Source organism: Peptostreptococcus canis, assembly GCF_014229965.1.
In the GTDB taxonomy this organism is placed as follows: domain Bacteria; phylum Bacillota; class Clostridia; order Peptostreptococcales; family Peptostreptococcaceae; genus Peptostreptococcus; species Peptostreptococcus canis.
This window is the reverse complement of sequence record NZ_JABGBW010000013.1, coordinates 1-18,482: the sequence shown is the minus strand read 5'-3', so window position 1 is coordinate 18,482 and position 18,482 is coordinate 1. Positions and strand designations below refer to the sequence as shown.

Annotated in this window: 16 protein-coding genes and 1 other annotated feature; all 16 genes read right to left on the bottom strand. The window is 30.3% G+C overall.

Annotated elements, in window-relative coordinates; genetic code table 11:
* Nucleotides 1-21 precede the first annotated feature (21 nt).
* Entirely contained in the window at nt 22-2,658 is a 2,637-nt protein-coding gene (gene alaS / locus HLB29_RS08885) for an alanine--tRNA ligase (RefSeq protein WP_185624807.1), read from the bottom strand.
* A 56-nt stretch (nt 2,659-2,714) separates the two neighbouring features.
* Nucleotides 2,715-2,921 (bottom strand) — a binding site (T-box leader).
* A 63-nt stretch (nt 2,922-2,984) separates the two neighbouring features.
* Nucleotides 2,985-4,055, bottom strand: a complete 1,071-nt coding sequence (gene mnmA / locus HLB29_RS08880) for a tRNA 2-thiouridine(34) synthase MnmA (RefSeq protein WP_185624806.1) — start codon at nt 4,053-4,055, stop codon at nt 2,985-2,987.
* Nucleotides 4,056-4,199: 144 nt separating this feature from the next.
* Nucleotides 4,200-4,661, bottom strand: coding sequence for an RrF2 family transcriptional regulator (locus HLB29_RS08875; protein WP_185624805.1), 462 nt, complete (start codon nt 4,659-4,661; stop codon nt 4,200-4,202).
* A gap of 104 nt (nt 4,662-4,765) precedes the next feature.
* The gene (locus tag HLB29_RS08870) at nt 4,766-6,025 is read right to left on the bottom strand and encodes a replication-associated recombination protein A (RefSeq protein ID WP_185624804.1); all 1,260 of its coding nucleotides are present in this window, start codon (nt 6,023-6,025) and stop codon (nt 4,766-4,768) included.
* Between the two features lie 108 nt (nt 6,026-6,133).
* Nucleotides 6,134-6,907, bottom strand: a complete 774-nt coding sequence (gene codY, locus HLB29_RS08865) for a GTP-sensing pleiotropic transcriptional regulator CodY (protein ID WP_185624803.1) — start codon at nt 6,905-6,907, stop codon at nt 6,134-6,136.
* Nucleotides 6,908-7,216: 309 nt separating this feature from the next.
* Entirely contained in the window at nt 7,217-9,346 is a 2,130-nt protein-coding gene (gene topA, locus HLB29_RS08860; protein ID WP_185624802.1) for a type I DNA topoisomerase, read from the bottom strand.
* Nucleotides 9,347-9,366: 20 nt separating this feature from the next.
* Nucleotides 9,367-10,611, bottom strand: a complete 1,245-nt coding sequence (gene dprA / locus HLB29_RS08855; RefSeq protein WP_185624801.1) for a DNA-processing protein DprA — start codon at nt 10,609-10,611, stop codon at nt 9,367-9,369.
* A gap of 90 nt (nt 10,612-10,701) precedes the next feature.
* A complete protein-coding gene (locus tag HLB29_RS08850) occupies nt 10,702-12,297 on the bottom strand; it encodes a YifB family Mg chelatase-like AAA ATPase (protein ID WP_185624800.1) in 1,596 nt (531 codons plus the stop codon).
* A 36-nt stretch (nt 12,298-12,333) separates the two neighbouring features.
* Complete coding sequence (locus HLB29_RS08845) at nt 12,334-12,678, bottom strand: YraN family protein (RefSeq protein ID WP_185624799.1); 345 nt, start codon at nt 12,676-12,678, stop codon at nt 12,334-12,336.
* Between the two features lie 268 nt (nt 12,679-12,946).
* Nucleotides 12,947-13,129: a PspC domain-containing protein gene (locus HLB29_RS08840; protein ID WP_185624798.1), complete on the bottom strand. Its 183-nt coding sequence runs from the start codon at nt 13,127-13,129 to the stop codon at nt 12,947-12,949.
* An 89-nt stretch (nt 13,130-13,218) separates the two neighbouring features.
* Nucleotides 13,219-13,590 carry a VOC family protein gene (locus tag HLB29_RS08835; protein WP_185624820.1) on the bottom strand — a complete coding sequence of 124 codons (372 nt, stop codon included), beginning with the start codon at nt 13,588-13,590 and terminating at the stop codon, nt 13,219-13,221.
* Between the two features lie 85 nt (nt 13,591-13,675).
* On the bottom strand, nt 13,676-14,692 hold the full coding sequence (locus tag HLB29_RS08830) for an alpha-hydroxy-acid oxidizing protein (RefSeq protein WP_185624797.1): 1,017 nt from the start codon (nt 14,690-14,692) through the stop codon (nt 13,676-13,678).
* Between the two features lie 12 nt (nt 14,693-14,704).
* The gene (locus tag HLB29_RS08825; RefSeq protein ID WP_185624796.1) at nt 14,705-15,517 is read right to left on the bottom strand and encodes a ribonuclease HII; all 813 of its coding nucleotides are present in this window, start codon (nt 15,515-15,517) and stop codon (nt 14,705-14,707) included.
* Between the two features lie 148 nt (nt 15,518-15,665).
* Nucleotides 15,666-16,826: an alanine racemase gene (gene alr, locus HLB29_RS08820; RefSeq protein ID WP_243155122.1), complete on the bottom strand. Its 1,161-nt coding sequence runs from the start codon at nt 16,824-16,826 to the stop codon at nt 15,666-15,668.
* 99 nt (nt 16,827-16,925) lie between these two features.
* Entirely contained in the window at nt 16,926-17,816 is an 891-nt protein-coding gene (ylqF, locus tag HLB29_RS08815; RefSeq protein WP_185624794.1) for a ribosome biogenesis GTPase YlqF, read from the bottom strand.
* Nucleotides 17,817-17,895: 79 nt separating this feature from the next.
* On the bottom strand, nt 17,896-18,252 hold the full coding sequence (rplS, locus tag HLB29_RS08810; protein ID WP_185624793.1) for a 50S ribosomal protein L19: 357 nt from the start codon (nt 18,250-18,252) through the stop codon (nt 17,896-17,898).
* Nucleotides 18,253-18,482 lie beyond the last annotated feature (230 nt).

The following is an 18,482-nucleotide window of genomic DNA, read 5'->3' as shown; positions in this document are numbered from 1 at the left end:
TTTTGAGATTTTAAATATACTTTAATTAATTTGAGATTTTAAAATTTCTGCAGCCTGTTTTAGGGCATCATCTATTTTTGAGATATCAGTTCCTCCAGCTTGTGCCATATTAGGTCTTCCACCGCCTTTTCCGCCAGCTACTTTAGCAACTTCCCTAACTATATTACCTGCATGAGCTCCTTTTTCAATAGCTTCTTTGCTTGCTGCTGCTACAAAATTTATTTTATCTTCACTTATATTCGCCAGGATAACAACACTATTTTCCAATTTATCCCTTAAATTATCCGCCACTTCTCTAAGTGTGTCCATATCCATTCCATCGTATTTATTTGTAATTAAATTAACTCCTTTTATGTCTATCTTTGACTCCAATACCGAATCAGCATTGGCTAAACTCATTTTTGATTTAATAGAATGAAGTTCTTTTTCCAATTCTTTATTTTCTTCAACTAGAGAAACTGCTCTGTTGATAATATTATTTTCTCGTGTTTTTAATACATCAGATATTTTATCAATAGTACCTTCTTTATTTAATATGTATTCATATACAGCTCTTCCAGTTATGGCTTCTACTCTTCTAACCCCTGCAGCTACACCACTTTCAGATAATATTTTAAACATACCTATCTGTGATGTATTATTTAAATGAGTACCTCCGCACAACTCTACTGAAGAATCTCCCATTGATACAACCCTTACAATATCACCATACTTTTCACCGAACAAAGCCATTGCACCAAGTGATTTCGCTTTTTCTATACTCATTTCTTCAGCTTTTACTTCTAAAGAATCGAGAATAAATTCATTTACTATTTTTTCAACTTTAGATAATTCTTCAGATGTTACAGATTCAAAATGAGTTATATCAAACCTTAACCTATCAGGTTCTACCAAAGAACCTGCTTGATTTACGTGCTCACCCAAAACCATTTTAAGTGCTTTATGAAGCAAATGTGTGGCACTATGATTTCTAGCTGCATCCATTCTAAGTTTTTTATCAACTTTTGCCACTACATGTTCACCAGTACGTAATGATCCACTGGACATAATACCGATATGCTTTATACTTCCATTAGCACCTTTTAATGTATCGATTACTTCAAATACTCCTGTATCAGATTCTATTATTCCTTTATCTCCTACTTGTCCGCCACCATTAGCATAAAAAGTCGTACTGTCCAATACAATAGAAGCTTCTATACCTTCTTCAACTTGATCGACAAGTTCATCTTTTACCACTATAGCCTTAATATTGGTATTTTTATTTAATTCAAAATATCCTTCAAAAACTGAACTTGCATCTTCAAGAGAAGTAAGGGGATCTTCTTTCCAAGCTTCTCCTTCTTGATTTCCTCTAGCAGCTCTTGCCCTGTCTTTTTGTGACTGCATTTCCTTTTCAAACCCTTTTTCATCGACACTTAATCCCTCATCTTCTAAAATTTCCATAGTAAGATCTAGAGGGAAACCATAAGTATCATATAATTTAAATGCCATTTCACCGGATATAATTTTTTCGCCTTTATTAATTATTTCTTCTGTATATCCTTTTAAAATATCCAGTCCTTGCTGAAGAGTTTCTGCAAATTTTTCTTCTTCTATCTTTATTACTTTTTTAATATACGATTTTTTATCTATTAACTCGGGATAAGCTTCACCAGATGTCTGCGCAACAACTTCCATTAACTCAGCTAAAAAAGAACCTTCAATCCCTAAAAGCTTTCCATGTCTAGCCGCTCTTCTAAGAAGTCTCCTTAGCACATAACCTCTTCCCTCATTGGAAGGAAGTATACCATCCGCAATCATAAAGCTTACAGATCTTATATGATCAGTTATTATTCTAATAGATTTATCATCAGACGAATTATTACCATATTTTTTATTTGCAATTTCTACTACTTTACTAAGAACTTTATTTATTGTATCTATTTCGAATATATTATCTACTTCCTGCATTATACAGGCCATTCTTTCAAGTCCCATACCCGTATCTATATTTTTATTCTCCAATTCGGTATATGATCCATCCTCCTGTCTGTCAAATTGAGTAAATACAAGATTCCAAAATTCTAAAAATCTATCACAATCACATCCCGGTTTACAATTTTGACATCCACAGCCATATTTTTCACCTTTATCAAAATATATTTCTGAACATGGTCCACAAGGTCCCAATCCTATTTCCCAAAAATTATCATCTTTTCCAAGTCTTACAATCTTTTCTTCCGGAAAACCAACTTTATCTTTCCAGATATCAAAAGCTTCATCATCACTTTCATAAACAGTTACCCAAAGCTTGTCCTCAGGTATCTCTAACCATTCAGTAATAAACTCCCAAGCCCATTTAATTGCTTCTTCTTTAAAATAATCTCCAAAAGAAAAATTTCCCATCATTTCAAAAAAAGTCGCATGTCTAGCTGTTACACCTACATTTTCTATATCTCCCGTTCTAATACATTTTTGAACAGTAGACATCCTATTTTTCGGCGGAGTTTCAACACCTGAAAAATAGTTTTTTAATGGTGCCATACCAGAATTTATAAGTAACAACGATTTATCACTGCTAGGTATTAAAGAATGCGATTCTGCTATATAGTGTCCTTTTGTACTAAAAAAGTCTGTGTATTTTTTTCTTATTTCATTTACACCAAGTTTTTTCATAAAATTTATCCTCCAACAAAATAATTATTACATAAAAAAAGCCCCTGTATTTAAAATACAGGGGCGAATTATCGCGGTACCACCCTTATTATCAATTTCTTGATATCTCATTAACCTTAACGCGGCAATACGTCTCACTATACTAAAAATTTCCAATGAGCTACTCCAGAACTGCTTCAGAAACTGTATTCAAGGTATTTCCACCAAACAACCTCTCTCTATATGAACCTGAGCTTCTTACTATTTTCTTTCAAAGTATTTATCTATACTCTATATATTACCGTAAATTTAAAATTTAATCAATTAATTTCTTAAAATAATTATATTTATTCTATTATACCACCACCAACCAAGACATCTTCATCATAAAAAACCACACTTTGACCATGTGTAATTGCTCTTTGAGGCTTTTCAAAATTAACCTTTATTCTATTATCATTTAACATAGTTATCACTGCTTTAGAAGGATTTGAAGAATACCTTATTTTTGCACTGACAGTTCTTGTATCATTTACCAAAAGAGGATAATCAATAAAATTCACATCTCTTGCGTAAAGTTCTTTTTTAAACAATTCCTCATTATCACCTAGTATTATTGAATTATTTTCACCATCTATATCGATAACATAGGTCGGTTTCCCAAATGTAATCCCAAGTCCTTTTCTCTGTCCTATTGTATAGCTAACTATACCTTTATGCTCTCCAATTATTTTTCCATTTACATCTATAAAATTACCTTTGTTTATTATTTTATTGGAATACTCTTTCAAAAAAGCTTCATAATCCTGATTAGGAATAAAACAGATATCCTGACTATCTGGTTTATTATGTATTTCTAGTCCTATTTCTTTAGCAATTTTTCTAATTTCGTCTTTTTGAAAATTACCTATTGGAAAAAGTATTTTTGATAACTTTTCCTGATTTAAATTATAAAGCATATAGGTTTGATCTTTTTTGTCTGAACTTGATCTCTTTAACTCATATAATTTTTTTATCGAATTATATTCAACCTTTGCATAATGTCCGGTAGCCACGTAATCACATCCCAATCGTTCAGCTTCTCTAAACATTCTATCAAATTTTATATGTTTATTACAAAAAACGCAGGGGTTAGGTGTTTTTCCAGCAAAATATTCTTCTATAAAATTTTTTACAACCTTTTCTTTAAATATTTTTTCAAAATCTATAACATGATGTTCTATACCTAATTTATCAGCTACTTTTTTCGCATCAATAATTGCATTATCTATATTATCTTCACCGGGTTTCCATAATTTCATCGTAGCACCTATGACTTCATAACCTTCTTTTTGTAACAGGTATGCAGCAACCGAACTATCTACCCCACCACTCATGCCTAGAAGAACCTTTCTCTTCAATCTATTATTATCACTCATATTTTTATAAATTTTCCTCCTAGATTTATTTTATTAAACTCCTATAATATATTTCTATTTTCTAACTGAAAAAAGAGCCTTTAAGCTCTCTTTTCAAATTCGATAAAATATATAAGTACATGGCCATGTACGTAGAGTCACTAATTATTTTTTTATACTCATCATTTCGGAAATATCATCATCTCTATAACTAAAATTTGAATTGTAATCATCCACCATATCCTGTAGAGAAATTGACATTGTTACATTTTCAATTGCCTGTTTGATTTGTTCCCAAACATATCTTGTGGAACATGAATTAAAATTCTCACAGGCGTCTCTATCTAGAAGACATTCCGTAAATGCCATATCACCTTCCAGAACTCTAAGTATATCTGCGACTGTTATCTGACTTGCTTCCTTGGATAATAGATATCCTCCCTGAGCACCTCTTACACTCTTTACCAGCCCGGCTTTCTTAAGAGCTGAAAAAATCTGCTCAAGGTATTGATCTGATACGGATTGTTGTTTGGCAATATACTTCAAAGATACCGGTTCTTCATTAGAACATCTTGCCAACTCAAACATCGCTTTTAGACCATATTTACCTTTAGTAGAAAGTTTCATTAAAATCATCCTCCTTGAACTAATTCCTAGTATTTAACTATGAATTAATCCTAAAAATATATTATAATATCCTAGTAAAATTGTCAAGATTAATTTACTATGATTTACTTCTTTATTGCGTCGATAAATTCTCTAATACTATTTTCAAATTTATTGTCCTGTGGCTCATAGTATATTCTATTAGAAATATTATCTGGCATATAGGACTGTTTTACATAGTTATTGGGATAATCGTGCGGATATTTATAACCTATACCACTTCCTAATTTTTCCGCACCCGAATAATGTGCATCTTTCAAATAAGATGGTATATAATCATGAATACCCGAATTAATATCATTTAAAGCACTGTTTATTGCTAGATATGCAGAGTTGGACTTTGGAGAAGTTGCTAAAAGTATGGTTGCCTGCGATAAAGGTATTCTTGCTTCCGGAAGCCCAAGTTGCATTGCGGAATCTACACAAGCCTTCACAATAGAAACTGCATTAGGATAAGCTAAACCTATGTCTTCACTTGCTATAACCAATAATCTTCTACATATACTTATCAAATCTCCTCCTTTGATAAGTCTTGCTAAATAATATACAGAAGCATCTGCATCACTTCCTCTTATTGATTTTTGAAAAGCGCTAAGAAGATTATAATGAATATCTCCATCTCTATCAAAATTATAAGAAGTAGATAAGTTTAGTTTTTCTATTGTTGATAAATCCACAAAAATATTTCCATCTTCATCTAACTTTGATTCATTAATTGCTAACTCAAGTATATTAATGGCAGATCTTAAATCTCCATTTGAAGAACCGGCTATTTTTTTTGCAGCTTCACCTTTAATTGTGATTTTTGATAATAGATCATCATTATATCTGTCAATTATCTTATACAACCCTTCAACTATATCATCCAATGTAAGAGATTTCAATTCAATTACAATACTTCTGCTTAATATCGCTTTATAGACATAATGATATGGATTTTCTGTCGTACTCGCAATTAAAGTGATTTCACCATTTTCAATAAATTCTAATATTGACTGCTGTTGTTTTTTATTAAAACTCTGTATCTCATCTATATAGAGTAATATTCCATTTTTTGCCTCTAAAGTCCCGATCTCAGCTATTATTTTTCTAATATCTTCCATCGATGAATTTGTGGCATTTACTTTATAAAACTTTTTGTTGGCATTTTTTGAAATTATTTTTGCAATAGTAGTTTTTCCTGTTCCTGGAGGACCATAAAAAATCATATTTGGAAAACTACTATGCTCTATCATATTATTTATTAATTTATCTTTACCTATAATATGTCTTTGTCCGACCACATCTGCAATTTCAGTAGGTCTATATTTCTCTGCTAATGGCATAATTATTTTCCCCCCTTATCGTAAATAAAGGACTGCAAAAGCAGTCCTAAAAAACTAAATATATAGCAAACATAAAAAACATAAAACCAAACAATTTATTGTAAAAAACTAATGAATATTTAATTCGTCTAATAATTTGTCATTAAGTATTTTTATGTGAGTACCTTTCATTCCTAATGATCTGGATTCTATAACTCCGGCACTTTCAAATTTTCTAAGAGCATTTACTATCACAGATCTAGTAATTCCTACCTTATCTGCTATCTTACTTGCAACCAATAACCCTTCATCTCCATTTAGCTCTCTGAAAATATGATCTATTGCTTCTAATTCTGAATATGAAAGCGTTCCTATCGCCATCTGGACAACAGTTTTCTTTCTCATATCTTCTTCCATTTCCTCACTAATTGCTCTAAGTATTTCAAGACCTATAACTGTTGCTGAATACTCGGCAACAACGATGTCTTCATCTGTATAAGGTTTATTATATCTGGAAAGTATTAATGTTCCCAACCTATCTCCACTTCCCATTATAGGAACAACTGTCGTATATTTGTTGAGCCTGTCCTGTTCAAATGGAAAATATTTTAATATATTATCACCATATATATTCTCTTTTGTTTCAAATATTTTCAAAATATTTTCTGTGTATTCGGAAGGAAATTTCTCAGTACTTCCATCTTCATCAAGAAGTATAGAACTATCTTCCGGATTTTGTAGATGATGTCCTAGTACTTTTCCCTTAGTTCTTACTACATAAACATTTGAATCCAAGACCTCTCCTAAGACACTTGATAACTGTTTAAAAGAAACTGATGTTCCTGCTGTTGATTGTAATGTTTTATTAATTCGTCTTGTATTTAGTAATAATTCGTTAGCCATTTCATTGACCCCCTCGTAAAAATTAGTATTATCTTTATAAATCTTATTATATGTAAATTGCATAAATATTGATTATCTATTCTCTCACAAAAAGATTATCATAATTTTTTAAAAATTTCAACCTATTTTTATAATTTTTAAAATTTTCTCAATTTTTACTACTAATGAGTCGGTATATAATATCTAGATTTATTATTATAAACCCAAATATTATTAGAATACTTATTAAAGTTTATATTAAAGTTAATTCATATCATCACATTAAAAAAACGGGATTTCCCGTTTTTTGTCTAAAATAACACTATGTCTTTATTTTTTCGCATCAGCCTTATTGTTCTTCTTATTTGTCTCACATTCGCCATTTGAGCATACACTTGTCGTTTCTTTTCTAGTAATTTTTTCAATCATATAAGATCCACAAACAGTACAATTCTCTCCGGTAGGTTTTTTCCATTCTATAAAATCACAATTTGGATAATTACTGCAACCATAAAAATTTCTTCCATTTTTTGTTTTCCTGATTATTATATCACCATCACCACATTTGGGACATTTAACTCCGATTTTATCCACAACTGGCTTAGTATTTTTACATTCCGGATAGTTTTTACAGGCCATAAATTTTCCAAACCTTCCGTGTTTTATAACCATATTAGAGCCACAAAGCTCGCATACCTCATCTGTTTCGATATCCATATTTATTTTTTCAATCTTTTCAATTGCTTCTTTTATAGATGACTCTAAAGGTCTATATGTATCTGAAACTACTTTTTTCCATTGCATATCGCCGTCTTCAATCTTATCTAGCCAATCTTCAAGTTTTGCCGTAAAATCAACATCTGTAAGCATTTCGAAATTTTCTTCAAGTATTTCTGTAACAATAAAACCTAGCTCAGTCGGTTTCAAAGATGAACCTATTTTTTCTACATATCCTCTTGTAAGTATCGTTCCTATAGTTGGAGCATATGTGGATGGTCTTCCTATACCCAATTCTTCTAAAGTTTTTACCAAACTGGCTTCAGTATATCTTGCCGGTGGCTGAGTGAAGTGTTGTTCCGGTTTTATTTCATCTACTGTCAATTTATTTCCCACTTCAATTTGAGGGAGTATCTTATCTTCCCTTTCCGAAAAATTATAAACTTTTGTATAACCATCAAAAATTTGTTTTGAACCAGTAGCTTTAAAAACATATTCACCTATATTGCATGATATGGAAAGATTTTCATAGATTGCATCTGACATCTGACTGGCTACAAATCTTCTCCAAATCAAATTATATAATTTAAATTGATCCCTTGAAAGGGAATCTTTTATTGAGTCGGGAGTTCTGTTTGTAGAAGTAGGTCTAATTGCTTCATGGGCATCCTGAGATTTTTTACTGGATTTTACCTGATTTCTTTTGTCTTTTATATGATAATTATCGCCATAATTTGAATAAATAAAATCCTTTGCAGCATTTTTTGCTTCATCAGACAATCTCTGTGAATCTGTCCTAATATAAGAAATAAGGCCTACTGTACCTTCATCTGCCACATCTACTCCTTCATAGAGCTCTTGAGCTATTTTCATAGTTTTTTTCGTAGTAAATCCCAAACGGTTTACGGCTTCCTGCTGAAGTATAGAAGTTGTAAAAGGTTTTACAGCAACTCTTCTTCTTATCTTTGTATCTATGTCAAATACTTCTAACTTGCCATCATTAATTTGTTCCAATATATAATCAACTTCATTTTTATTCTTTAAATTTAATTTAGTTAATTTATTCGCAGAAACATTGTTGTTTTTTAGTAAGGATATATCTTCTATCTTCCCACTTAACGAAAAATCTATTTCTTTGCCATCTATTTCTGAAATAACATCAATAGTCCAATATTCTTCCGGTATGAATTTATTAATTTCATTTTCTCTGTCACATATAATTTTAGTAGTTACTGATTGAACTCTACCAGCGCTTAACCCTCTTCTGACTTTTTGCCACAATACAGGGCTTATCTGGTATCCTAATAATCTGTCCAATACCCTTCTCGCTTGCTGTGCATCAACAAGATCAGTATTTATTTTTCTCGGTTTTTTTATAGATTTTTTTATTGTATCCTTTGTAATTTCGTTAAACTCTATTCTACATGCAGAATCAACATCTATTCCTAGAATATATGAAAGATGCCAAGATATAGCTTCTCCTTCTCTATCCGGGTCAGTTGCAAGATATATTTTAGTTGCTTTTTTAGCTTCTTTTTTCAAATCTTTTATTACATCACCTTTTCCTCGAATATTTATGTACTCGGGTTCAAAATTATTATCTATATCGACACCAAGTCTACTCTTAGGAAGATCTCTTATATGACCTACAGATGCCTTCACTACATAGTGACTTTTACCTAGAAATTTTTCAATTGTTTTTGCTTTTGCAGGAGACTCTACTATTACTAAAGCCTTTGGCACAAGCTACACCTCCAATTTAGTTATTTATTAGGTGCATATCTATTGAATCCTTGTTCGATTATCAAGTCTGAAAGTAATAATTTACCAATTATATAGTTGACTTCTTTAATTTCAAATTTAGTAATTCTAGAAATCTCCTCAATATCCATTACACCTCTAACTGACAATGTGTTATAAATTAATGCTTCTTCATTTGAAATATCAATATCAAATCCATTGTCAAAGTTTATATTAACACAACTGGATGTATTATTTCTACTATTTTTAGAAAATTTATTTATATCAGTATGATTTTCTTCTTCATAATATTCCGATTTTTTGTCAAAATCTGCCGAAATATCTTCAATTTTTTGAACGGGTTTTGCTCCTTCTGAAATTATATAGTTACATCCTTCACTCATTGAAGAAAAAATACTTCCAGGTACTGAATATACATTTTTTCCCTGCTGTAAAGCTGAATCGACAGTAATCAATGCTCCACTTTTAAGTTTTCCTTCAGTAACTAAAACACCATCACTAATACCACTTATTATTCTATTTCTTATTGCAAAATTCTGCGGATATGTTTTTGTATCATAATTATACTCAGATATAATTAGCCCATTAGAGTCCAATATTTCTTTAAATAAACGTGTATTAGATTTAGGGTATATATTATCAATCGCTGTTCCCATAACCGCTATAGTATTTGAATTACAATCTATACAGTATTTATGCGAATATGAATCTATTCCTCTCGCTAAACCGCTGACTATTATAAAACCTTTTGATGATAGGCCTTTTACAAAATATTTTGTAACATTTTTTCCATAGTCAGTAGAATTTCTCGCTCCAACCACTGCAATAACCGGTCTATTTGAATTTAGTAAGCTAATTTCACCGTAGTAAAAAAGTATATATGGAGGATCGTATATATTAGCTAACCTATAAGGATATTTTTCATCATCGATTGTAATAAATCCAATATGTCTTTTTTTCATTTCAAATAAAATATTTTCAATTTGAGTCTTATTGTATCTATTTTCCTTTATCCTATTTCTTATATTTTGCGAAATTTTTTCATCTTTTTCTATCATATCTAATATATATGAATAGTTTTTTATATAATTTTTTTTAGAATTCAATATTTTATCAGAATCTTTTAACCCATTATCTAAATAATCATAAGAATTTTTTATATATTTTTCCCTAATATATTTCATAGTAATGGGGGATATATTGACTACTGTATTTGCCCATAGGTAAAAGTTATTATATTTTGTCATTTTATACCTCTCTTAATTAATTGTATTTATACTATCATTCTAATCCCTTACAAATTTAATGTTTATACTTTCAAACTAATTATATTTTTATTAATATATTTTGGAAAAATATTTATAGTATGCTTTTCTATATGAAAAAGACTCTATAATATCACTTTCCCCTATCCTTTCTCTATTTTCCAGATCTGCAATTGTCCTGGCTACTTTAAGTATTCTTAAATATGAACGATTACTTAAATTATATTTATTATGTAATTTTCTCGCAGTTTTTTGAGCTTCTTTATCAAGAATACAATATTTATAAATAAGTTCAGAATTCATTTCGGAATTGAGACTTATATTATTATCTTTATCTTCCATGCCTTTAGAAAATCTTTTATACTGAACATTTCGTGCAAGCTCTATTCTTTTTTTCATTTCACATGAAGAATACATTTCCGAGTTGTTTTTACTAAACTCTTCATAATCAATTTCTCCAACTTCACAAAATAAATCCATTCTATCTAATATAGGACCGGAAATTCTATTCTTATATCTTTCTATTTCACTCTGCTTACAAGTACAAATTTTATCAGTATTATAATACCCACATGGACAAGGATTGGCAGTGGCTATAAGTGTGAAAGAAGCCGGATAATTAAATGAATTATTTATTCTAGATACATTTATATATCCATCTTCCAAAGGTTGTCTCATTGCATCAATTGTATGTCTATTAAACTCGGGAATTTCATCTAAAAAAAGAATTCCCTTATGAGCTAACGTTATTTCTCCTAAACTCGCATTGATTCCTCCGCCAATTATAGATAATCTCGTTGTCGTATGATGTGGCTGCCTAAAAGGCCTTTCTTTCATCAATCCCGATATATTATTCAACTTCCCAGCTGCACTATAAATTTGAGTAACTATTAATTTTTCAGAATTATCCAGCTCAGGTAAAACACTCCGTATAGATTTTGCAATCATTGTTTTTCCAGTTCCCGGAGGACCAATTAATAATAAATTATGTCCACCTGATACAGATATCTCGACACATCTCTTTGCAAAACTGTTTCCTTTTATATAATAAAAATCGTCAGTATATATTTTTTTTTCGTCAAATTCTCTTGTTTTTTCTTCTATTATGGTGTTCAAATCCGCATATCTTTTTTCAATAAAACTTTCATACTCATCACTTGGCATACTTACAACTTTTAAACACTCTTTAACTGATTTGACAGGAATTATTTCTATGCCTTCTACTTCATGACATTCGTAATAACTATCTATTGGTATATAAATACTTTTTATTCCATATTTCTTAAGGGAAATTACTATTGATAAAATACCATTTACTGATCTAAGACTTCCATCAAGTGACAATTCACCTAAAAATGCAATTTTCATTAACTCTTCATCTGTTTTAGATATTTTATTTCTCAATATTCCCATACATATACCTAAATCCAAATAAGAACCATCTTTCTTTAAATCTGCCGGCGATAAATTAACAACTATTCTACCATTTGGAAAAACTAAATTACTATTATTAATTGAAGATCTAACCCTTTCTTTTGATTCTTTTATTTCCGTTCCGGCTAACCCTACAACACTAAAACTTGGCATTCCTCTTGATAAATCAACTTCTATTTCTATTAGTCTTCCTTCAATTCCATATAATATTCCCGATTTGACTCTATTTATCATTTATATCTCCTCTATCGCTCTTTCTCTGCTTCAACTTTAATAAGCATTCTTAATTTGTCTAATTTTTCTTTGGTTAAAATAGACTTCGAAAATATCAAAACGCGTATTTGTATCATACATTTTTGCTCTTAAAATATACTCTTTAGCTACCCTTGTAATTCTTTCTCTTTTTCTAAAATCAACGGCTTCCACTGGTCTACCATATTTATAACTTCTCCTCGTTTTCACTTCGCCAAATACTATTTCATCACCATCCAAAAAAATTATATCTATTTCGCCATTTATTGTCCGGTAATTTCTATCTATAATTATACAACCTGACTTTTCTATAAAATATGCTACAGCATCTTCTCCCGTTTTTCCTATCTCATAATTATTCATTTTTCCACTTAAATTACCATACCTTTTGATACAGAACATTCCTTTCAATTTTTTTCAATATATTAGACTATTTTTTATTTAATATTAAGTTTCTAATCGATAATATATAGTCAAAAAATAAAATAACTAAAATCCCTAATCACCAAAAAAATTAAAAATACCGCTGAGTTTTTCTCCACGGTATTTAAAAAATCAATATTTTCATAATTTTCAATAGTTTTTTTATTATATTCATATCATATAAAATCTTTATAAAAATTTCTAATCGCTATTCTTTCGGAATTAGTAATGCACATATAATATATGCTATTATACCACTTCCTCCTAAAAGTGTGAATAAAACCCACGCAATTCTGACAATATTCGGATCTATATTGAAATATTCTCCAAAACCGCCACACACACCGGCCATTATATAATTGGTATTTGATCTATAAACTCTTTTACTCATAATTACAACCCCTTTCTAAATATAAACAACAAATACATAATATTGATATATAAAACGATAAATAATTAAATTCTTTTAAGTTATTATTTCTATCTTTTTTCCGGTAATATTTCTATCCAATATCCATCAGGATCGACTATAAAATAAATTCCGATTGATTCATTTTCAAAAATAACGATTCCCATTTCCTTATGCTTCTTATATACTTCCTCATAATTATCTGCTACTAAAGCTAAATGGAACTCACATTCTCCTAAATTATATTTTTCAGTTCTATCTCTTAACCAAGTTAATTCCAACTGAAAATTGGTTTTACCATCGCCTAAATAGACAAGCTTAAAACTTCCATCAGATGCATTTTTCTCTCTAACAGGTTTTAATCCTAATGCTTTGTCATAAAAATCTAAGCTCTTTTCTAAATCTAATACATTAAAATTAAAGTGAGCAAATTTCATTTTTATCCTCCTTATTATATAAATTATATTGGAAAAATTATTATTCTATACAGTCAAATTTCTCAAAAAAACTATTATTATATACAATAATTTATCTATATAACACTTTATCAGTTATTGATTCTAAGTTTTGGCAGCCTGTTAATATCATACAACTCTCAAGTTCTGACTTTAACTTTTGAATATATAATTCTACTCCCTTAGTTTCTCCTCCAAAAGATGCAGTTACAAAAGGTCTGCCGATAAGACAGGCATCTGCTCCAAGGGCTATCATTTTTAAGACATCCAGTCCACTTCTGACACCACCGTCTACAAAAACCTTTACTCTTTTATCTACTACTTTTGCTATTTCTTCAAGAACATCCGCAGTTCCCGGAGTAAAATCCTGAACTCTACCTCCATGATTTGACACCACTATCCCATAAACACCTGCTTCTATTGCCTTTTCAGCTTCATCAGGTGTCATAATACCTTTTAATATAAATGGCAATTTAGTAGAATTTACCAACTCTTTTATATCATTTATTGACTTTGCTTCAACCGGTGTTCCATGAATATTTAATGTAATAAGACCACATGCATCAATATCAATACCAACAGCTATTGCACCGGCCTTTTCTGCTAATTTTATTTTTTCTATTATATTTTTATTTTCCCACGGTTTAATAAATACTATTCCGTCACCATTTTTTTCTTCTAATACTTCTAAATTATCTATCAAAAATTGTGGTATTGCTGTATCACCGACCATAGCTATTGTTTTTTCATTTTTACACCCTACAACTACAGGTTCTATATATTCCTTTTCGCTAACCTTACCCCCCATATTTAAAGTAGTACCTGTTATAGGAGCTGCCATAACAGGTATTGATAGTTTCCTTCCAAATAATTCTATACTTGTATCCGGATTTGTTACATCATGTATCGTTCTCATGTTTATTTTTAATTTTTCTAAAGCTCTCACGTTTTCTATAAAAGAAGTTCCTGTACCTTTTCCACCCATTCCTGGAACCTCTCCCCTACAGGCAACTCCATCACAGACTCTACATACTTTACAAGATCCATTAAATTTTTCTCTGGCATTTCTTAAAACATCATTATAATTCATCTCGTTCACCTACTATTTTATATTTTTTAAAAAACTCTCTCTATGTATCTTTGTCTTTCCATACTTTTCTATTCCTTTATAGTGTTCTGCAGTACCATAGCCTTTATTTGATGAAAAACCATAACCTGGAAATTTTTTGTCATATTCATACATCATTCTATCCCTTGTTACCTTGGCTAATATACTCGCTGCTGCAATTGATATGGACTTTGAATCCCCTTTTATTATAGGTATTTGCTTGCAATGCAACTCAGGAATTATAACAGCATCGTTTAAAAGACAATCCGGCTTTAACTTTAATTCTGATATTGCTCTTTTCATTGCTATATAAGTTGCATTTAATATATTGTACCTATCTATTTCTAAATTATCAGCAATTCCTATACCGTAATCTATTGCCTTCTCTTTGATAATGCTGAATAATTCTTCTCTTTTTGCTTCTGATAATTTTTTTGAGTCATTTATTCCCTCAATTTTTGTATCTCTTTCAAATAATACTACAGCAGCTACTACCGGTCCAGCAAGTGGTCCCCTTCCTGCCTCGTCAACTCCGCCTATGTAGATATATCCTTCATTTCTCGCCTGATTTTCATAAAAATTAATTTTTTCCAGTCTTTTAAATTCCAAAGATTGCTTTTCTAATTTTTTTTCTAATTTATTACATATATCTTGTATAGATTTTCTGTTGTCTAATTTGAAAATATCTATAAATTCTCTATATTCCACTATATTTATTTTTTCAGATATAGTCTTTATATCTTTAGTTTTAAGTTTGTTAATATTATCAACATTATATTGATTCAAAATATTAGATAACTTATTCATAATACACCTCATATTTTTTGATATTTTATCATTATTTATATTATACTCTTTTACGATAATTGTCACAATAATATAAATAAATCTTTATTTTTCTTCTAAAATTTTATAAAAATAAGGCTGAAATACAGCCCTAAATTCTATATAATATTTATTTTAAATAATCGACAACCTTTATTACCTTTTTATCCTTAATATACGCTCTAGGTACTCTTCGATCTATATTACACATAACTTCGTGCTCAATAGTATCACAATCTCTTGCAACATCGACCACAGTTATTAGTTCCTCACCAAAAATAAGAACATCATCATCCATCTTTACATCCATATCCATAGGAACTCTAACCATACATTGATCCATACATATTCTGCCAACTATAGGACATCTTTCTCCTTTTATATATACATATGGATTTCTTCTTCCTCTTGTAAAACCATCTGCATAACCTACCGATATACTCACTATTTTTTCTCTTACTGTTGTAAAATATATTCTTCCATAGCTAATAGAAGTTCCTGCATCCAAAATTTTAACATTTGATACTTTTGCCTTAAAACTCATAACGGGTTTTAAGTCTATTGAATAGCAAACTTCATTCGACGGATAAATTCCATACTGAATAATTCCTGGTCTGACCATATTATATCTTTCATCTGTATCCAGTATTTCAGCACTATTTGAGCAATGAATATACTTAGGTTTTATGTCCATTTCCTCAAGAATTTTTATCATTTTAGAGAATCTATCCATTTGTAAATTTTCGAATTCTTTGTTTCTTGCATCTGCAGTCGCAAAATGTGTATATATTCCCTCTATATCAATATTATCTAATTTATTAATTTTTTGAATATCCTGTATTATCTCATCTTCTTTTCCTTCCATAACCACATATCCCAGTCTGGACATTCCTGTATCTAATTTTATATGGACTTTTGCCTTTTTCCCAATAGCTATTGCTATACTGTTAATTTTCTCAGCAAATTCATAGTTATATAATGTGAATGATACATCATTCTTTATAGAGTCGGCGATCCAGTTCGGATTTGTATATCCTAAGTTCAAAATAGGAAGTTTTATTTCATTTTTTCTCAATTCCAAAGCCTCTCCCGTCCTCGCAACTGCAAAAAAATCCGCTCCTAATTCTTCATAGAATTTAGCAATTTCTACAGCTCCATGACCATAAGCATTAGATTTTATGACCATACACATTTTAGTTCCTTTTGGCAGCTTATTTTTTATTCCCTTAAAATTGTATTCCAGATTGTCTAAGTTAATTTCCAGCCAATTTGATCCTATTCCTTGAAACATCATTCCACTTCCTTTATTTATGAATTAATTTATTATTATCTATTTTTTTGTTTTAATTTTTAAAAACTTCAGTAAAATAAACTATATTCTGTACTTATTCTACTCTAATTCTAAAGGGCTTTCAAGTGTTATTTTTCCAATTTTTCCCTCTCTAAATTCATTTAAAACAGTCGTAGCCGTTCTAGTATAATCCAACTCTTTATTTCCCATTATGAAGCCTCTTTTCCTGCCTATAGCTTCCATAGTATCAAGCCCTGACTCATTGATCTGATCTATTTTATATCTTTCAATAAGTTTTTCAGGTGCAATTTCACTAAGCCTCTCAATTAATCTTAAACCTAAAGTTTCAACATCTAGTATTTCATCTTTTATCGCCCTGGTAAATGCCAGGTTTAATGCCACTCTTTGATCATCGAATTTCGGCCATAATATACCAGGCGTATCTAAAAGCTCCATATTACCTTTAATTTTTACCCACTGTTTTCCTTTTGTCACACCCGGTCTATCTCCTGTTTGAGTGCTTTTTCTACCGGATAATTTATTAATTAAAGAGGATTTTCCTACATTAGGAACGCCTACAATCATAAGCCTTATTGCTCTTGCTCTTCTCCCTTTTTCAGAAAATTTTTCCATCATTTCCTTTGTTTGATTTTTACATTCATTGATAACTTTATTTATACCATCACCATTCATTGCATTGACAGGTATGGCTCTTATTCCCTTTTTATGATAATACGTAATCCATGCATCCAGGTCATCCCTTTCACACATATCTGATTTATTTAATAAAACAATCCTGGGTTTATCACCTACAAGTTTATCAATATCCGGGTTTCTGCTACTAAAAGGTATCCTGGCATCCAGCAATTCTATAACTATATCTACTAATTTTAAGTTACTTTGAACTAACTCTTTTGTCTTTTTCATATGTCCCGGATACCAATTTATATTCAAATTATCATCTCTTAAATATTCATTATTATAACTCATTATTGCTATTTCCTTTCTCATATAAGACTGAAAAAAAGGATGTCTATAAAGACACCCTAATTCACAATATTATTTTCGATTATCTTTTTTTATTTCTAGCTTCTTTAATCTTAGCAGCCTTACCAACTCTGCCTCTGATATAGTTGATCTTAGCTCTTCTAACCTTACCAAATCTTGTAACTTCAATCTTTTCAATTTTTGGTGAGTGAATTGGGAAAGTTCTTTCAACTCCAACACCGAAAGAAATTTTTCTAACTGTGAAAGTTTCTCTTACTCCACCATTCTGTCTTTTAATTACAAGTCCTTCAAAAACCTGTATTCTTTCTCTCTTACCTTCGATAATCTTAACGTGTACTCTTACTGTGTCCCCCGGTCCAAAATCTGGAACATCACTTTTAATGTGTTCAGCTTCAATAGCCTTAATCAATTCGTTCATTTTTTTCCTCCTAATCATAGACGTACATAAATACTGACCATCGTAAAAGAGGTACGCCCGTATTCAATAACCACTTTATTATACATTTTATACTATGCATTGTCAATGCTTTTAGAATATTTTTTTTGACATTTTATGAATCATATATGATATTGTCCTAAGTAATCGCAAATGAAATTGTCTTAAATATGATTATGATATAAACTATCTCATGGGAGGTAGTTTATGAG